The sequence below is a fragment of the Caldanaerobacter sp. genome (assembly GCF_049701115.1).
Taxonomy (GTDB): Bacteria; Bacillota; Thermoanaerobacteria; order Thermoanaerobacterales; family Thermoanaerobacteraceae; genus Thermoanaerobacter.
Genome location: NZ_JBNATX010000002.1, coordinates 26,549 through 41,310, shown reverse-complemented (window position 1 = coordinate 41,310; position 14,762 = coordinate 26,549). Strand labels below are relative to the sequence as shown.

The 14,762-nt window shown below is 36.0% G+C and carries 15 protein-coding genes; 10 read left to right on the top strand and 5 right to left on the bottom strand.

The annotated features are described in order from the left end of the window. Positions 1-11: 11 nt before the first annotated feature. The 9 genes from ACPLVE_RS01560 (at position 12) to feoB (ending at position 10,822) form a co-directional block, all read left to right on the top strand. Positions 12-1,010, top strand: coding sequence for an ABC transporter ATP-binding protein (locus ACPLVE_RS01560; RefSeq protein WP_424609226.1), 999 nt, complete (start codon positions 12-14; stop codon positions 1,008-1,010). A 3-nt stretch (positions 1,011-1,013) separates the two neighbouring features. Continuing rightward, a complete protein-coding gene (locus ACPLVE_RS01555; RefSeq protein ID WP_424609224.1) occupies positions 1,014-1,214 on the top strand; it encodes a hypothetical protein in 201 nt (66 codons plus the stop codon). Positions 1,215-1,299: 85 nt separating this feature from the next. Further along, a complete protein-coding gene (locus tag ACPLVE_RS01550) occupies positions 1,300-3,156 on the top strand; it encodes an ABC transporter substrate-binding protein (protein WP_424609222.1) in 1,857 nt (618 codons plus the stop codon). A gap of 114 nt (positions 3,157-3,270) precedes the next feature. Then, positions 3,271-4,425 carry an N-acetylglucosamine-6-phosphate deacetylase gene (gene nagA, locus ACPLVE_RS01545; protein ID WP_424609220.1) on the top strand — a complete coding sequence of 385 codons (1,155 nt, stop codon included), beginning with the start codon at positions 3,271-3,273 and terminating at the stop codon, positions 4,423-4,425. Between the two features lie 12 nt (positions 4,426-4,437). Continuing rightward, the gene (locus ACPLVE_RS01540) at positions 4,438-5,676 is read left to right on the top strand and encodes a serine hydrolase (RefSeq protein WP_424609218.1); all 1,239 of its coding nucleotides are present in this window, start codon (positions 4,438-4,440) and stop codon (positions 5,674-5,676) included. Between the two features lies 1 nt (position 5,677). Further along, positions 5,678-6,739 (top strand): glycosyl hydrolase family 18 protein, encoded by a 1,062-nt coding sequence (locus tag ACPLVE_RS01535; RefSeq protein ID WP_424609216.1) that lies wholly within the window; start codon positions 5,678-5,680, stop codon positions 6,737-6,739. A gap of 14 nt (positions 6,740-6,753) precedes the next feature. Continuing rightward, positions 6,754-8,499, top strand: coding sequence for a glycoside hydrolase family 3 N-terminal domain-containing protein (locus ACPLVE_RS01530; RefSeq protein ID WP_424609214.1), 1,746 nt, complete (start codon positions 6,754-6,756; stop codon positions 8,497-8,499). 88 nt (positions 8,500-8,587) lie between these two features. Beyond that, complete coding sequence (locus ACPLVE_RS01525; protein ID WP_424609439.1) at positions 8,588-8,830, top strand: FeoA family protein; 243 nt, start codon at positions 8,588-8,590, stop codon at positions 8,828-8,830. A 21-nt stretch (positions 8,831-8,851) separates the two neighbouring features. Further along, complete coding sequence (feoB, locus tag ACPLVE_RS01520) at positions 8,852-10,822, top strand: ferrous iron transport protein B (protein ID WP_424609212.1); 1,971 nt, start codon at positions 8,852-8,854, stop codon at positions 10,820-10,822. Positions 10,823-10,954: 132 nt separating this feature from the next. On the opposite strand, the gene ACPLVE_RS01515 is transcribed toward feoB, so the two are convergent. Genes ACPLVE_RS01515 through nikR form a run of 5 tightly spaced genes read right to left on the bottom strand, consistent with a single transcriptional unit; the run spans position 10,955 to position 13,954 of the window. Then, on the bottom strand, positions 10,955-11,683 hold the full coding sequence (locus ACPLVE_RS01515) for an energy-coupling factor ABC transporter ATP-binding protein (RefSeq protein WP_424609210.1): 729 nt from the start codon (positions 11,681-11,683) through the stop codon (positions 10,955-10,957). 26 nt (positions 11,684-11,709) lie between these two features. Beyond that, the gene (cbiQ, locus tag ACPLVE_RS01510; protein ID WP_424609208.1) at positions 11,710-12,525 is read right to left on the bottom strand and encodes a cobalt ECF transporter T component CbiQ; all 816 of its coding nucleotides are present in this window, start codon (positions 12,523-12,525) and stop codon (positions 11,710-11,712) included. Beyond that, positions 12,518-12,835: a PDGLE domain-containing protein gene (locus ACPLVE_RS01505; protein ID WP_424609206.1), complete on the bottom strand. Its 318-nt coding sequence runs from the start codon at positions 12,833-12,835 to the stop codon at positions 12,518-12,520. The genes cbiQ and ACPLVE_RS01505 overlap by 8 nt, the downstream gene beginning before the upstream one ends. Further along, complete coding sequence (gene cbiM, locus ACPLVE_RS01500) at positions 12,832-13,524, bottom strand: cobalt transporter CbiM (RefSeq protein WP_424609204.1); 693 nt, start codon at positions 13,522-13,524, stop codon at positions 12,832-12,834. The genes ACPLVE_RS01505 and cbiM overlap by 4 nt, the downstream gene beginning before the upstream one ends. A gap of 13 nt (positions 13,525-13,537) precedes the next feature. Then, positions 13,538-13,954: a nickel-responsive transcriptional regulator NikR gene (nikR, locus tag ACPLVE_RS01495; protein ID WP_424609438.1), complete on the bottom strand. Its 417-nt coding sequence runs from the start codon at positions 13,952-13,954 to the stop codon at positions 13,538-13,540. Positions 13,955-14,137: 183 nt separating this feature from the next. On the opposite strand from nikR, the gene ACPLVE_RS01490 reads away from it, so the two are divergent. Then, positions 14,138-14,695 (top strand): PepSY domain-containing protein, encoded by a 558-nt coding sequence (locus ACPLVE_RS01490; protein WP_424609202.1) that lies wholly within the window; start codon positions 14,138-14,140, stop codon positions 14,693-14,695. The last annotated feature ends 67 nt before the right edge of the window (positions 14,696-14,762 follow it).

The window sequence follows — 14,762 nt, the reverse complement described above, 5'->3', positions numbered from 1 at the left end:
AGGGATTAAAAGTGGAAGAATTGATAATTGAACTTAAAAATATAAAAAAATTCTATCGTAAAAGAAACAGAGTAGTGAAAGTCATAAACGATGTAAGTTTAAAATTTAAAGATGATGAAATCTTATGCCTAGTAGGAGAATCTGGAAGTGGGAAAACTACGTTAGGGAAAATTATAGCTGGGTTGATAGAGCCTACAGAAGGAGAAATAAGGTATAATGATAAGCTTTTGAGCCAATTAAAAGGAAGGGAAATAAAAGAAATAAGAAGAGCTATTCAAATGATTCATCAAGACCCGTTTGCTTCTTTAAATCCTGTAAGGAGTGTATATCAGACCTTATCCACTCCATTGATTTATTATAAGCTTGCGAAAGATGAAAATGATGCAAAAAAGAAAGTATTGGAATTATTAGAAGTTGTGGATTTAACTCCTCCTGAAGACTTCATTTATAAGTATCCACACCAGCTTTCAGGAGGACAGAGGCAAAGAGTTGCTATAGCAAGGGCATTAACTGTTAATCCGAAATTTATAGTAGCAGATGAACCAGTTTCAATGGTGGATGCTTCGATTAAAGCAAGCATAATAAATACCTTGAAAAGGATAAGAAAAGAATTTAAAGTAGGCTTTCTTTTCATTACTCACGATTTAGCTTTGGCAAGACTTTTTGGTGGAGACGGTAAATTGGGTGTTATGTACACGGGAAGAATTGTGGAATATGGGTTTACAGATGACATTATTGAAAATCCGAAGCATCCATACACGATTACTTTGCTTTCAGCTGTCCCGGAACCAGACCCTGTAGTTACTCGTTCCAAAAAAAGAATAAAATTGAGAAGTGACGATATTCCGAGATTAGATAATCTGCCAGAAGGGTGTCATTTTCATCCTCGTTGTCCTGTGTTTGTGAAAGACAAATGTGATAAAGAACTTCCTGGATTAGAACCAGATGGAGTTAATCATTATGTGGCATGTTTTATAAAGGATGCCAGAGAGAAGATGCTAGGTGAGTAAAGAATGATTGGCGAATTTTTAAAGAGATGGTTCCAAATAAGTATATGGATAGTGCTGGTCGGTGCAATTTTGATTGTTTTTGAGGAGAAAGATACACCTGAATATTATATTACTCTTTTTAGCTTAATTATAGGATTAATTTTTTTCCTAACTACATTAATACTCTATGTGATTTACAAAAGAAAAGATGAAGACAGTGATTAAACTTTTAAAGGGGGTGAGGGGCAAAAGGCAAGTATTTTTTAAAGTTTTCAGAAATTAAAAATCAAAAAAATGGGGGTAAGAATGTATGAGGAGATACTGGGCTATATTGATTGCATTACTAATGATTTTTTCAGTTGTATTTGCCGGGTGTTCTGGGAAGCCTACCCAACCTGCGCAAAGCACGTCTCAAAAGGAAGAGCCCAAGAAAGAAGTTGTGCTGCATGGTGCATGGGCATATGATGTACCTCCAAAGTCTCACTTTAATGTCTTTGTTACAGGCGCACTTACAATGCCAGGAAGTCCATATACTGCTTTAATGACCAGCCCGCTTGCTTTCTATTACTGGAGTGATGGTTCCTGGGATAAATATCTTGCTACCGATTGGACTTTAGACAAAGATAATTCTACCCTCACAGTTAAACTTCGTCAAGGGGTAAAGTGGTCAGACGGTACTACGTTTAATGTAGACGATTTGATTACCTATTTGTGGATAGCTCGTGCAAAAGGATATATGGTATGGAGATATATTGATTCATTTGAGAGAGTAGACGATTATACTATCAAATTTAAACTGAATTCCATAAGTCCAGTTGTAGAGTATTATATTTTAAGGATAATGCCTCAACCAAGGTCAGTTTATGGAGACTGGGCTAAGAAATTTGAAGATTTATATACAACCTATAAAGATACAGCAAATAAATTGAAAGAACTAAAAGGAGAGGAATTAAATAAATTTAAAGAAACAGCAGAATATAAAGAATTTAATGACAAACTTAAAGCTTTGTTAGATGAATTTGATACTTTCCGTCCTACTGATTATGTAGCTTCAGGACCATTTAAGATGGATACACAGAATATTACAGAAGCCCAATTGACTTTAGTAAAAAGAGCTGATTCTTGGGTTGCCGATAAAGTGAAGATAGATAAGATTGTTATTTATAATGGGGAAACAGCTCAAGCAACGCCTTTGGTTTTAGATAAAAAACTTGATTTTGTAACTCACGCATTTCCGCCAGCAACAGAACAACAATTTGTTCAAATGGGATTGCGTATTATTAGATTCCCATATTATACAGGACCTGCGATATTCTTTAATAATAATATCTATCCTTTTAACAGGGTAGAATTTAGGCAGGCTTTAGCATATGCCATAAACAGACAAGAAGCAGGCACTGTTGCGTTAGCAAAGTCGGGTGTCGCAGTTAAATATATGTCTGGTATGTCAGATAATCTTTTAGATGTATGGCTAGATAAAGATACAATAAATAAGTTAAATCAATATGAATACAATCCTGCAAAAGCAGAAGAAATTTTAAAATCTATAGGGTTCCAGAAGAAAGATGGACAGTGGTACGATGATAAAGGGAAGAAGCTAGAATTTGAGTTAATGGTACCTTCAGATTTCTTGGATTGGAGTGCAGCTGCTGATAATGTGGCTCAACAATTAAACAGTTTTGGAATTAAAACCTCTATAAGAGGAGTAGTGTGGAGCCAGTATACAACAGAGATGAACAAAGGTAATTTCCAGATGGGCTTTTTGCCTTGGGGTTCAAGTACTCCGCATCCACAATTTGCATACATGGCAGCTCTTTTAAACTATAACGGAGGAGCTAAAGGTAATAAAGAGATGCCTGGACAGAACTTCCCTCTTGTTCAGGAATACAAAGGTGAAAAAATTGATTTTGATGAATTGATTACAGAAGTAGGAAAGGGAGACATGGAACACCAGAAACAAGTTGCAAAGAAATTAGCTGTAGCTTTTAATGAATTACTACCAATAATCCCATTATTTGAAAGATATTCTAATGCTCCTGTACTCGACGGAGTAAATGTGACAGGATGGCCGCCAGAAGGAGATCCGATTTACAAAAATGGTTCTGCAGACTCCTTCCTTGTACCACTTATTATGAACGGAATATTAAGAGGTGTGGATAATAAATAAAATTTAAAAGTTAAAGGTAGGCAAGTTTAAATTGTCTACCTTTAACTTTCTCTTTTTCTTTTATGATATAATTTTTGTAAGAAATTTAAAATTTATATGGGGAGGATATTAAAAGTGAAAAAGCTTATTTTAAAGAATGCAGAGATATATAAAGAAGAGGAGATACTCTATAACGGTGATTTGTTAATTGAAGAGGGCAAAATTTCCAAATTAGGCAGAAACATTTCGGAAATAAATGCAGAAGTAATTGATTTAAAAGGTAAAAAAATAGTACCGGGATTCATTGATATACATATACATGGCGGTGTAGGTTATGACACCATGGATGCAACTTATGAAGCGTTAAGCAATATTTCTGTGCATTTAGCTAAACATGGAGTTACAAGTTTTTGCCCAACTACTATGACAATGGATATTCCTGATATTTTAAGGGCTTTAGAGAATGTAAAAGAAACAATGAAAAAGGGGGTAGAAGGTGCAGAGGTCCTAGGAGCATATGTAGAAGGTCCTTTTATAAGTAAAGAGCATAAAGGAGCTCAAGATGAAAAATATATAGTGGATCCAGATAAAGAAGTATTTGATCAATTTTATAAAGCAGCAGGAGGTAATATAAAAGTTATTATTTTGGCTCCGGAAAAAGATCCATCAGGGGATTTTATAAAACATGTGACAAAAAAAGGAGTTAGAGTTTCTTTAGGGCATACCAGTGCTTCTTATGAAGAGATGAAAAAAGGAGTGGATTACGGCGCAACAATAGCCGTACATACATATAATGGCATGAGGGGGTTCCACCACAGAGAGCCAGGAGCGCTGGGAGAAGTATTTTTAGATGACAGAATATATGGAGAGCTTATATGTGATTTCATACACTCCCACCCTGCAGCAGTTAAATTGCTTTTGAAAATAAAGGGTGTGGATAAAATTATTTTAATTTCCGATGCTATGGCTGCTTGTGGGCTAGGGGATGGAGAGTATAGCCTTGGGGGACAAAAAGTGTACGTAAAGAATGGAGAAGCGAGACTTGAAAATGGAACTTTGGCGGGAAGTACCTTGACATTAGATAAAGCTTTGCAAAATATTACAAGCTTAGGTATTTCCCTTTTTGATGCTGTTAAAATGGTGTCTACTAATGCTTCTAAAGCGATAGGGATTTATGACAAAAAAGGGAGTATTGCGGTTGGAAAGGATGCGGATATAGTAGTATTAGGTAGTGACCTTAGTGTACATATGACAATTGTAGGTGGGAAAATTGTATATTCAAAAGAATGAAGGAGAGAAGAGATGGGGAACTACTATCTTAAAAAAAGAACTCCCTATGAAGTAGGAATGTCAGAGGAGATATTAGGTAAGATAGATAAAATTGTTCTTAAAACTATTGAAGATGGTATTACTCCTGGGGCAGTTGTTTTGGTTGCCAAGGATGGAGTTATAGTCAAAGAAAAAGCATATGGATGGCGGCAAAAATATGATATGGGTAAAGAATTGTCAAATCCTCTTCCAATGAAAGTTGATACGATATTTGATTTAGCTTCTGTTACTAAAGTTATGGGTACTACTCAAGCTATAATGAAACTGGTTTATGAAAATAGGCTGAAAGTGACAGATAAGGTAGTAGAATTTATTCCTGAGTTTGGGCAGAATAGGAAAGAAGACATAACGATTTCTGATTTACTGACCCATACTTCTGGATTACCTGCTTGGAAACCAATTTACTATCACGCTTCGAATTCTAAAGATTCTTTAAAGTATATATGTTCACTCCCCTTAGAATACAAACCGGGTACTGATAGGAAATACAGTGATATAGGATTTATGGTCTTGGGGTATATAGTAGAGACTATCACCGGGAAGAGGTTGGATGATTATCTTAGAGAAGAAATTTATTTGCCGTTAGGGATGAAAAATACACTTTTTAATCCCTATAAATATCTAGAAAACCCTAGGGATAAAGTTGCAGCTACTTCATGGGGCAATCCTTTTGAATATAATATGATTAAGGAAAAAAATGTATACCCAGTGGAAGAAAATATAGATGACTGGAACAAATGGAGAAATTATACTTTGATTGGTGAAGCTAATGACGGCAACTGTTTTTATGCGAATGAAGGTATTGCGGGACATGCGGGATTATTTTCTAATGCGCGTGATTTGGCTGTATTGGGGCAGTTAATGTTAAATGGAGGAGAATATTTGGGAATTAAATTGTATAGTAAAGAAGTAATAGAAGAATTTACTTCGTCCAAATCAGCTCCTCCCTCCTGGAATGCGTATAAATATGGTTATGGATGGGAAATTGCTAGGAAAGATTACATGGGAGATTTCACCTCATCGAGAGCGTACGGGCACAGTGGTTTTACGGGTACACAGGTAATTTTTGATCCCGAATATAATTTAGAAATTATTGTGCTTACAAATAGACAGAATAATGGACTCAATGAGAAAGGAGAGTATTTTAGTACTTTCAACCTTTCTAAAGAGATTTCTAACGTAGTCTATGAATCGTTAAAAAGGGGGACTTAGTATGTTTAAATTGGGATGGGTAGTCCCAGAAGTTAAAGAGAGTATAAATTCTTTTGTCGAATATGGACAGAAGTTAACTCATGTAAGTCCTACTTGGCTTAGATTTGATTCTAATGCGGACTTACATTTAACAGTAACAGAAGAGGAAATACGCCGTTTTTTAGAAATAGCGAAAGAGAAGAAAGTAAAAGTTGTGCCTTTGGTGGTAAATGAAAGGTTCGATGAAGGGGTTGCTGGTTCCATTCTTGGAAATAAAAAAATGCAAGACAAGGCAGCAGAGCAACTAGTAAAATTTGCAGAGAAGTATCAGGTGGATGGGATAAATCTAGATTTTGAAGGAGTTTTTGGATTGTGGAGGTATGAATATACAGAGTTTGTAGGAAAAGTTTCAGAAGAATTACATCGTTTAGGGAAAGAAGTTTCAGTGGATGTGGTATGCCAAACAGCTCCTCCAAAATCTATTGATGATTTAAAAGAAAATATGTCAGGAAATTTTGAGGAAATTAAGAAAATGCTGTCATGGGCAGATTCATATGATTATGAAGGCTTAGGGAAATTGGTGGACCAATTTATATTAATGGGTTATGACTATCACGCAATGGGGTCAGAACCGGGACCAGTTGGACCGTTATGGTGGATTAGAGATGTTCTTGATTATACTTTAAAAATTGTAAATAGGAATAAAGTAGTCTTAGGGCTACCTTTTTATGGGAGAGGCTGGACTTCAATAGATAAAATGAAAGTAGAAGATTGGGAACCAAGAAAACCTATGAGCAGAGAACCTATGAAGACAGCTTTTGAAGCCGGTTTTGAATCAGGCAAAGCTTATGGTTATAAAGAGATAAAAGAAAAGTCCAAATATTTTATAAAATCTGGAGTTAATCCTGAGGATAGCTCTCCTTGGGGTATTTGGAAGTTAGAGGATGGAAGAATTGTAATTGTTTATTATGATGATTTTGAAAGTCTTAGAAGAAAAATTTCCCTAATTGAGGAATACCAATTATTAGGAGTAGCTTTTTGGCGGTTGGGATATGAATATGAAAGAATATGGGATATTATGTGAGCAGGAGGAGTAGTATGAGTAAAAAATTGATTATTTCTTTAGGGTTGGTAGTTTTATTAGTTCTTTTTTTATATTTACATGCTACAGACAAAGGGAATCTTCCGGAAAAAGATCCAATAGACGAATTAATAAAAAATATGACTATAGAAGAAAAAATAGGCCAAATGCTTATGCCTGAAATAGTTGGGACAAATATGACGCCAGGGCTAGAGAGAATGATTAAGGATTACCATTTAGGTGGTGTAATACTATTTTCTGATAATATAAAAAGTATTGAGCAAATTGTAAAATTATCAAGTGACATACAGAGTTTGTCACCCAAAATTCCGTTATTTATAAGTACTGATCAAGAAGGTGGGTTAGTTTATCGCCTTTCACAAGGGACAAAATTTCCAGGCAATATGGCTTTAGGTGCTACCTTTTCTGAAGATTTAGCTTATAAGGTTGGGAAAGTTATTGGAAGTGAATTAAAGGCTGTGGGGATTAATTGGGATTTAGCACCTGTTATGGATGTTAACATAAATCCATATAATCCCGTTATAGGTATAAGGTCGTTTGGTGGTAATCCAGAGGTGGTGGCTAAACTGGGTATTGCTTTTATGAAAGGGCTTCAGGAGAATAAAATTGCGTCCTGTGTAAAGCATTTTCCAGGGCACGGAGATGTTGCCGTAGATTCTCATTTAGGATTGGGAACTGTCAATAAAAATAGAGAAACTTTAGAAAAAATAGAGTTAAAACCCTTTAAAGAAGCGATCCAGGCAGGAGCAGATGCTTTAATGACAGCCCATTTAAGCTTTCCGGCATTAGATGATACTAAAGTTATAGTAAAAACTTCAGAGGGTGTTCAAAGAGAAATCACTATTCCTGCCACTCTTTCTCACAAGATTTTAACTGATCTTGTAAGAAAGGAATGGGGTTATGAAGGCGTGATTATAACAGATGCAATGAATATGAAGGCAATTTCTGATAATTTTGGCCCAGTAGATGCTGTAGTTAGAGCTGTCAAAGCTGGAGCGGATATAATTCTCATGCCTATAGATTTAAATGGTGCTTTCAATGAATTAGTCTTAGAGACGAAAAAGGGCATAATATCAGAGAAGAGGATTGACGATTCGGTAAGGAGAATTCTGAAACTTAAATATAAGTTAGGATTAATGGAAAGGAAAAATATAGACTTGGGAAATATGATTCAGCAAGCAAGAGCTGTAGTTGGAAATGAAAAAAACTTGTTAGTAGAAAAAGAGGTGGCTGAGAGGTCTATAACTTTATTAAAAAATAGTGCTAATTTATTACCTTTAGGCAAAGAGACATTAAACAAGAAAATCTTGATAATTGGAGGTACTAATGAGCTTGTCAATGGTTTTGTAAATGAGCTAAAAAAATATCACCCGGAAAATAATGAATCTTTAGTGATTGAGAATAATGCTTTAAGGAGTGCTGGAGATTTAACTTCAAATGTAAAAAAAGCAATAGATGGCTCTGACATAGTTATCCTTATGACAAATAACATTATGTCTCCAAACAGTCTAGCTGAGAAGATAGTAAATTATGGAGGAGATAAGGTAATTGGAATAGCAGTAAGAAATCCCTATGATATCATGTATTATCCACAGGTGAAAGTTTATTTAGTTCAATACGGTTGGAATCCATGTAGTATTAAAGCCATGGCAGATGTAATATTTGGTGCTGTAAATCCTACAGGGAAATTACCTGTAGAAATTCCGGGGTTGTATCCAATTGGATATGGTTTAACCTATTAATAAAGACTTCTGTTGACTGCTTCCAAAACAAGTGTTACAATTATAGTGGAATATTGATAATGATTTTCACTTTTGGAGGATGCATATGATGGTAGAAAACGAAGTTATAAACCTTCTAGAATTAAGGGAAAATGAAGAGGGAGAGATTGTGTTTATAGAGGCGGGACGAATGGCTGCTCAAAGGTTGAGCGATATGGGGCTTGTGCCGGGCACTAGGGTTAGACTTGTAAGGAGGGGGCCTTTAAGAGGGCCTGTAGAACTGGAGGTTAGGAATTCCCATTTGGTTATAGGTTATGGCCTTGCTTCCAAGATATTCGTGAAAACTGCATAAGTAAAAAGGAGAAGTTGTACTATGAAAAGAGAAATAGTTGTGGCACTAGCTGGTAATGCAAATGTGGGGAAAAGCGTCATTTTCAATCAGTTGACGGGTATGACGCAGATAATAGGCAATTGGCCTGGAAAAACTGTAGAAAGAGCAGAGGGCACATTAAGTTACAAGGGAAGAATCATAAAAATTATAGACTTGCCAGGGATTTATTCTCTTTCGGCTTATTCTCAGGAAGAGATTATATCCCGCGAGTTTATAGCCTTTGAAAAGCCGGATGTAGTTATAAATGTAGTGGATGCTTCTAACCTCGAGAGAAATTTATTTCTCACTCTTCAGCTTTTGGAACTACATGTGCCAATGGTAATGGCTTTAAATCAGATAGATTACGCTTTAAAAAAAGGAATAGATATAGATGTAAAGAAACTGGAAAAGCTTTTAGGAATTCCTGTTGTAGAGACTATTGCTACAAAAGGGAAAGGGCTTCGAGAATTAATAGATAAGGTGCTTGAAGTAGTTGATTCTTATAAAGAAGAAGATGTTTTTGCTTATGATATAGAAAGTGAAAAGGTGTTAAAGTATAGACCAGAAATAAAAGAGTATGTAATGAAGATTTATAAAATTCTGGTGAAGTATAATGTTTCTCTTGTAAAATCTTTTCATCCTTTGTGGATTTCTTTGAAGATAATGGAAGAAGATGAAGATATAATTGAAAAACTTAAAAGCACTCCTTCAGGGGAACAAGCTTATAAAGAGATGGAAGAAATACTTAGAGATTTGAAGTCAAAATTTGAAAGTCCAATTGGGACTTTAGTTACTGCTGACAGGTATGACATAGCCTCGTACATCGCAAGTGAAACTGTTTCAGAGATTCACCATAGAATTACCTGGACAGACCTTATAGACAATGTGGCTCTTCACAAGATATGGGGCTACATTTCTATGGCGATAATTGTATTCCTGTCATTTTACGGCATATTTAAATTCGGAGAATATTTTTCAGGTATATTGGAGGACTTTTTTGACCAGTTTAAGCCCTTGGTTTATAACCTCCATATTTCGGAGATGTACAAAGACTTTATATGGAATGGATTAGCAGAGGGGTTTATTTCTGCAGTTACTATTGTGCTCCCTTATATATTTCCATTTTATGTATTTTTGTCTATACTAGAGAATACGGGATATCTTGCTAGGATTGCATTTTTAATGGACGAAGTAATGCATAAAGTAGGGCTGCATGGGAAAGCTTTAATTCCTGTACTGATGGGATTTGGATGCAATGTACCAGCTGTGTTAGGGACAAAAATTTTGGAGACAGATAGGGAAATATTCATAGCTTCTTTTATGTCAACACTTGTTCCATGTTCTGCTCGCATTGTTATAATATTAGGGACAATAGGAGTTTTTATGGGGCCCCAATATGCTTTAGCCGTATTTGCTCTTGATGTGCTTGTAGTATATGTGGCAGCATATTTTGCGAATAAAATAGCGCCTGGGAAACCCTATGACCTCATAATGGAACTTCCTGGCTACAGAATGCCTGCTTTAAAGCCCACATTGAAGCAGATATGGTTTAGAATAAAAGACTTTTTGTATGTAGCTTTGCCAATAATTGTAGCAGGAAGTTTGGCTTTAGAGATATTAAAATATTCGGGAATATTCAAGTATGTTTCATATGTGATGGATCCCATAGTGGTTAAGTGGTTAGGACTTCCTTCAATAGTTGGCATAGTATTGATTTTTGGGATTTTAAGAAAGGAACTCACTTTAATAATGCTTCTCACACTGGCCGGTACGACGCAGGTGTCACAGATTTTAACTCCCAAGCAGATGATTGTATTTGGGATTGTGACGATGCTGTATTTTCCATGCATTGCGACAATTGCCGCTTTAAAAAAGACAATTGGCTGGAAGAAGACGTGGTGGGTAGTTTTTGCGAATATAATTATTGCGATTTTAGTAGGTGGAATAGTAAATCAAATTCTTAATTTTATATGATAAGGGAAAGCAAAAGTGAATCCCAAAGATGGCTTATACAAGTTAAAAGGGACATGAATGATGCTATTTTTGCAAAAGAAGGGAAAAGAAGAGAATAAAATGAGTAGGCGTAAGAGCCTACTCTATTTTTATTCAGATTAAATTGGCTTTAAGAAGGAGCTTTTCATTATTGAGAATTTCTTCAGGATATCCTATAGCTTCTATTTTATGTTCTTCATTTAGTATTATTATTCTGTCTGAAAATTTTTTTGCCATATCAAGGTCGTGGGTAGCGATGACAAGAGTGGTACCCTCACGGTTTAATTCTTCTAATTTTGATAAAAGCCACTTTTTTGAGCGAGGGTCAAGGCCGTTAGTTGGTTCGTCTAAGAGCAAAACGTCAGGGTTTATCACTATAATAGAAGCTAGTGCTACCTTTTTTTTCTCTCCACCACTTAACCTGTGAGGGGGGCTATCTTTTAGTTTTTCAATTCCAAAGGAAATGAGAATTTCATTTACTAGTTTTTCTACTTCTTCTTTTTTCATTCCCATCTGTAGGGGTGCAAAAGCTATTTCATCAAACACAGTTGTGTTAAAAAGCTGAATGTCAGAATCTTGAAAGACAAACCCCACTCTTCTTCTAAATTCATATTCGTCAAAGGTTCTTTTATCTCCAATCACTTTTCCAAAAAATCGTATTTGACCTTCATGAGGATAAATTAGTCCATCCATTAGCTTTAAAAGAGTGGATTTACCACTTCCATTTGCACCTAATATAAACAATTTTTCTTTAAGTTTCACGTCAAAACTTATGTCTATTAAAGCAGGAATTGTTCTTGTGTAAAAGTAAGATACGTTTATTAGTTCAAAAACTGTATCCAATTTACAAGATCTCCTCCTGTAAGACTTTATAATTTGGTATTAAATAGGGATATTACAAAAATCAAATTAAACAAAATCCAAATGTAATCCCATGGGGTAATTTTAAAAGGAGAGAAGGTTTTGTATTCTCCTCTATAACCTCTTGAGACCATCGCTTTGTATACTTCTTCTGTAAGTTCATTAGATCGTATTAAAATATTCCCGATGACAGAAGCGACAAATTTCCTGCCATCTTTTCCTGTTATTTTTCCTACGTTTCTGCTTTTAAGTGCTAAAAATGTATTTAAAGAGACTTCTAAAAACAAAAAGATATACCTGAAGGCCATCTCAAGAGTTGTGGTAAAAACTTGCGGCAGATGAAAAGATCTGAAGGCCTTTAATATATCTGTCCACTTTGTCGACAGGGACAAAATGTACACAAAAGATAGAGAGACAAATGACCTCATCATGAGTGTAAGAGAAGCTAAAACGCCTTCTTTTGTGATGTACAAGTTTTTGCCAAAGTAAATTAGAGGACTTCCTTTTTCAAAAAAGTTGAAAGTTGAAGGTAGAAGTATTATTCCTGTAAAGATTATTGAGATAACAGCAACTCTTTTTATATAGGCTTTCAAAGGTATTTTTGAAAGAAAAGCTAGAACTACCGTATAAATAGCAAATACTGAAAGAAAAAGAATGCTTTTTCCAAAGTTAGCTATTACAATGAGAAGTAAAATAGATAAAAGTTTTATTCTTGGATCTAATGACTGCATGAGGCCAGTTTTTGATGCTATTTCATCAGAATAAAAGAAATCTTCGAAAGCTCCATGAATACTCAAGATAGTCTTCTCCAGAAATTTATTCATTTTTCTTCTGAGCCCTTCCCATCAATTTTCCTAATATGGCAAAGATGAGGAGTATCGCAGCAATGCCTATGATGGCTGAAAATACATAGCCTATCGCCTGTTGAAAGAAATTGGCGTCAAAGCCAGGAATACTGTAATCAGGCAGTATGCCTTTCACTAGTTCTGCAAATTTACTCATGCCTTCAGGTACATATCCTATCATTTCTTTGACTTCATCGAGGCTCCACTCACCCCACGCAGAACCGGAAGCTAGAAGGCCTAAAGGAGTAAGGAGAATAATCATTAAAGCTATGATATAAAGCTTTTTCATCTTTTTTCACCCCTTAGCCTGTAGGAGTACTGGTAGAGTATATTATCTTCTCCTACTTTTTCCAGATAGTTTATAACTAAAGCTGTGACAATAGCTTCTACGAAACCTGCAACAGTGAGATGAGCAAACATCATAGCAGGAATAGATATGTTAAGTCCATAAGGGAAATAAAGGGCTTTTCCTGTAGCTGTGTGGAAAAGGATTGGCTGTATGCCAAGCTCTACTGCCGTTGCAAAAGCTGCTGCATTTATTCCAGCATATGCTCCTATTGCGGAGGATAAAACTTTGTTTAATTTAAGGCGCATCATAAGCTTGTAAACTCCGTATCCAACGAAGGGGGCTAGAAAAGCCATATTGAAAGTATTTGCTCCTAAAGCCAGTACTCCTCCGTCACCGAAGAGAAGAGCCTGTATTATGAGAGCCACCGTCACAGAGATGACTGCAGCCCAGGGTCCCAATACTATCGCAAGAAGAGTAGAGCCAATGGCATGAGCCGTTGTACCTCCAGGTATTGGGACGTTAAACATCATCACTGTAAAAGAGAAGGCTGAACCTATTGCCATTGCCGGTATGTCCTTTTTATCAAGTTCTTTATTTACTTCTTTTACGGCTTTATAGAGAACAGGAACCATGACGGCCCCCATTACAGCGCATGTCTGAGGGCTCAAGTACCCGTCAGGTATATGCATAAATTACCACCTCTCACAAATTTTTACCGGTTGTAGTCATTACAAGCTTTCCATGCTTTACTCCTCTTGTGCTTATTATTTCGTCGGCGATCTTTACAATTTCTTTTGCCTTGCCTTTTACTATCATGACTTCTATACAGTTGTGCTCATCTAGATGCACATGCATAGTGGATATGATGTTTTTATAGTGTTTGTGCTGCATATCTGTGAGTTTATCGTTAATTTCTCTAACCTCATGGTTGAACACATAGGTTATTGTACCTATTGTCTCAACATCCTCTGCTTCCCACTGATTTTCTACTATGAAGTCTCTAATGAGGTCTCTTATGGCTTCAGACCTGTTATTATAATTTTTCTTTTCAATCAGTTCGTCAAACTGCTTTAAAAGCTTTGACTCCATGGAAACGCCAAAGCGCACGATGCCTTCCAGACAAATCCCTCCTTTATGCTGTGCTATTTTCTTAGAAAATAATAGCACTATTTTTGGAAGGAGTCAATTTTAAAATTAATTTTGCTTTAATTTTTCATTAATGTTGTTTTAATGTTGGGATTATAAAATGAAATTGAAAGTTGATGATACACATCAACAAAAAATAATGAAAGGGTGGTAAAAATGAGTAAAAAGTTGATAAGCTACATGGTAGCAGGTGCAATGGCATTAGGGTTGATAGGAGGCGCTACTTATCAAGGGATTGCAAAGGCACAGACTTCTCCCTCCAATCCTCCAGCAGTAACAGCAACAAAGGTAGCTACTTCGAATGACCAGCAGAACGTAGAAGAGCAGCAACCAGTTTACCAGGGGACAATCAAAGTTGCCAATCCACAGGATAATGGGAAAGACAGTGAGGCTGTAAAAGACAATGAAGCACAAGAGAGCGCACAGCTTTCTTCCCTTGCAAAAATAACTGCTGATGAAGCAAAAGCGGCAGCATTAAAGGTAGTACCAGGAACAGTCGAGAAGGTAAGCCTTGACAATGAAAATGGATACCTTGTGTACAGCGTAGAGATTAAGACAAATAGCGGCGTAGTTGATGTGAAAGTCGATGCAGGAAATGGCGCTGTATTAGCACAGGACAATGAAAAGCATGAAAAAGAAAAAGCTGGAGAAACTGAAAAAGCAAATGCACCTGACAATGATACCGTACAGCTTGAGCAACAGGGAGAAAACTAAATGAAAAAGCGGAGGGTCCTCCTCCGCTTTTTAGTTTTGTAAAAGGTTTGTGATATAATAAAAAAGG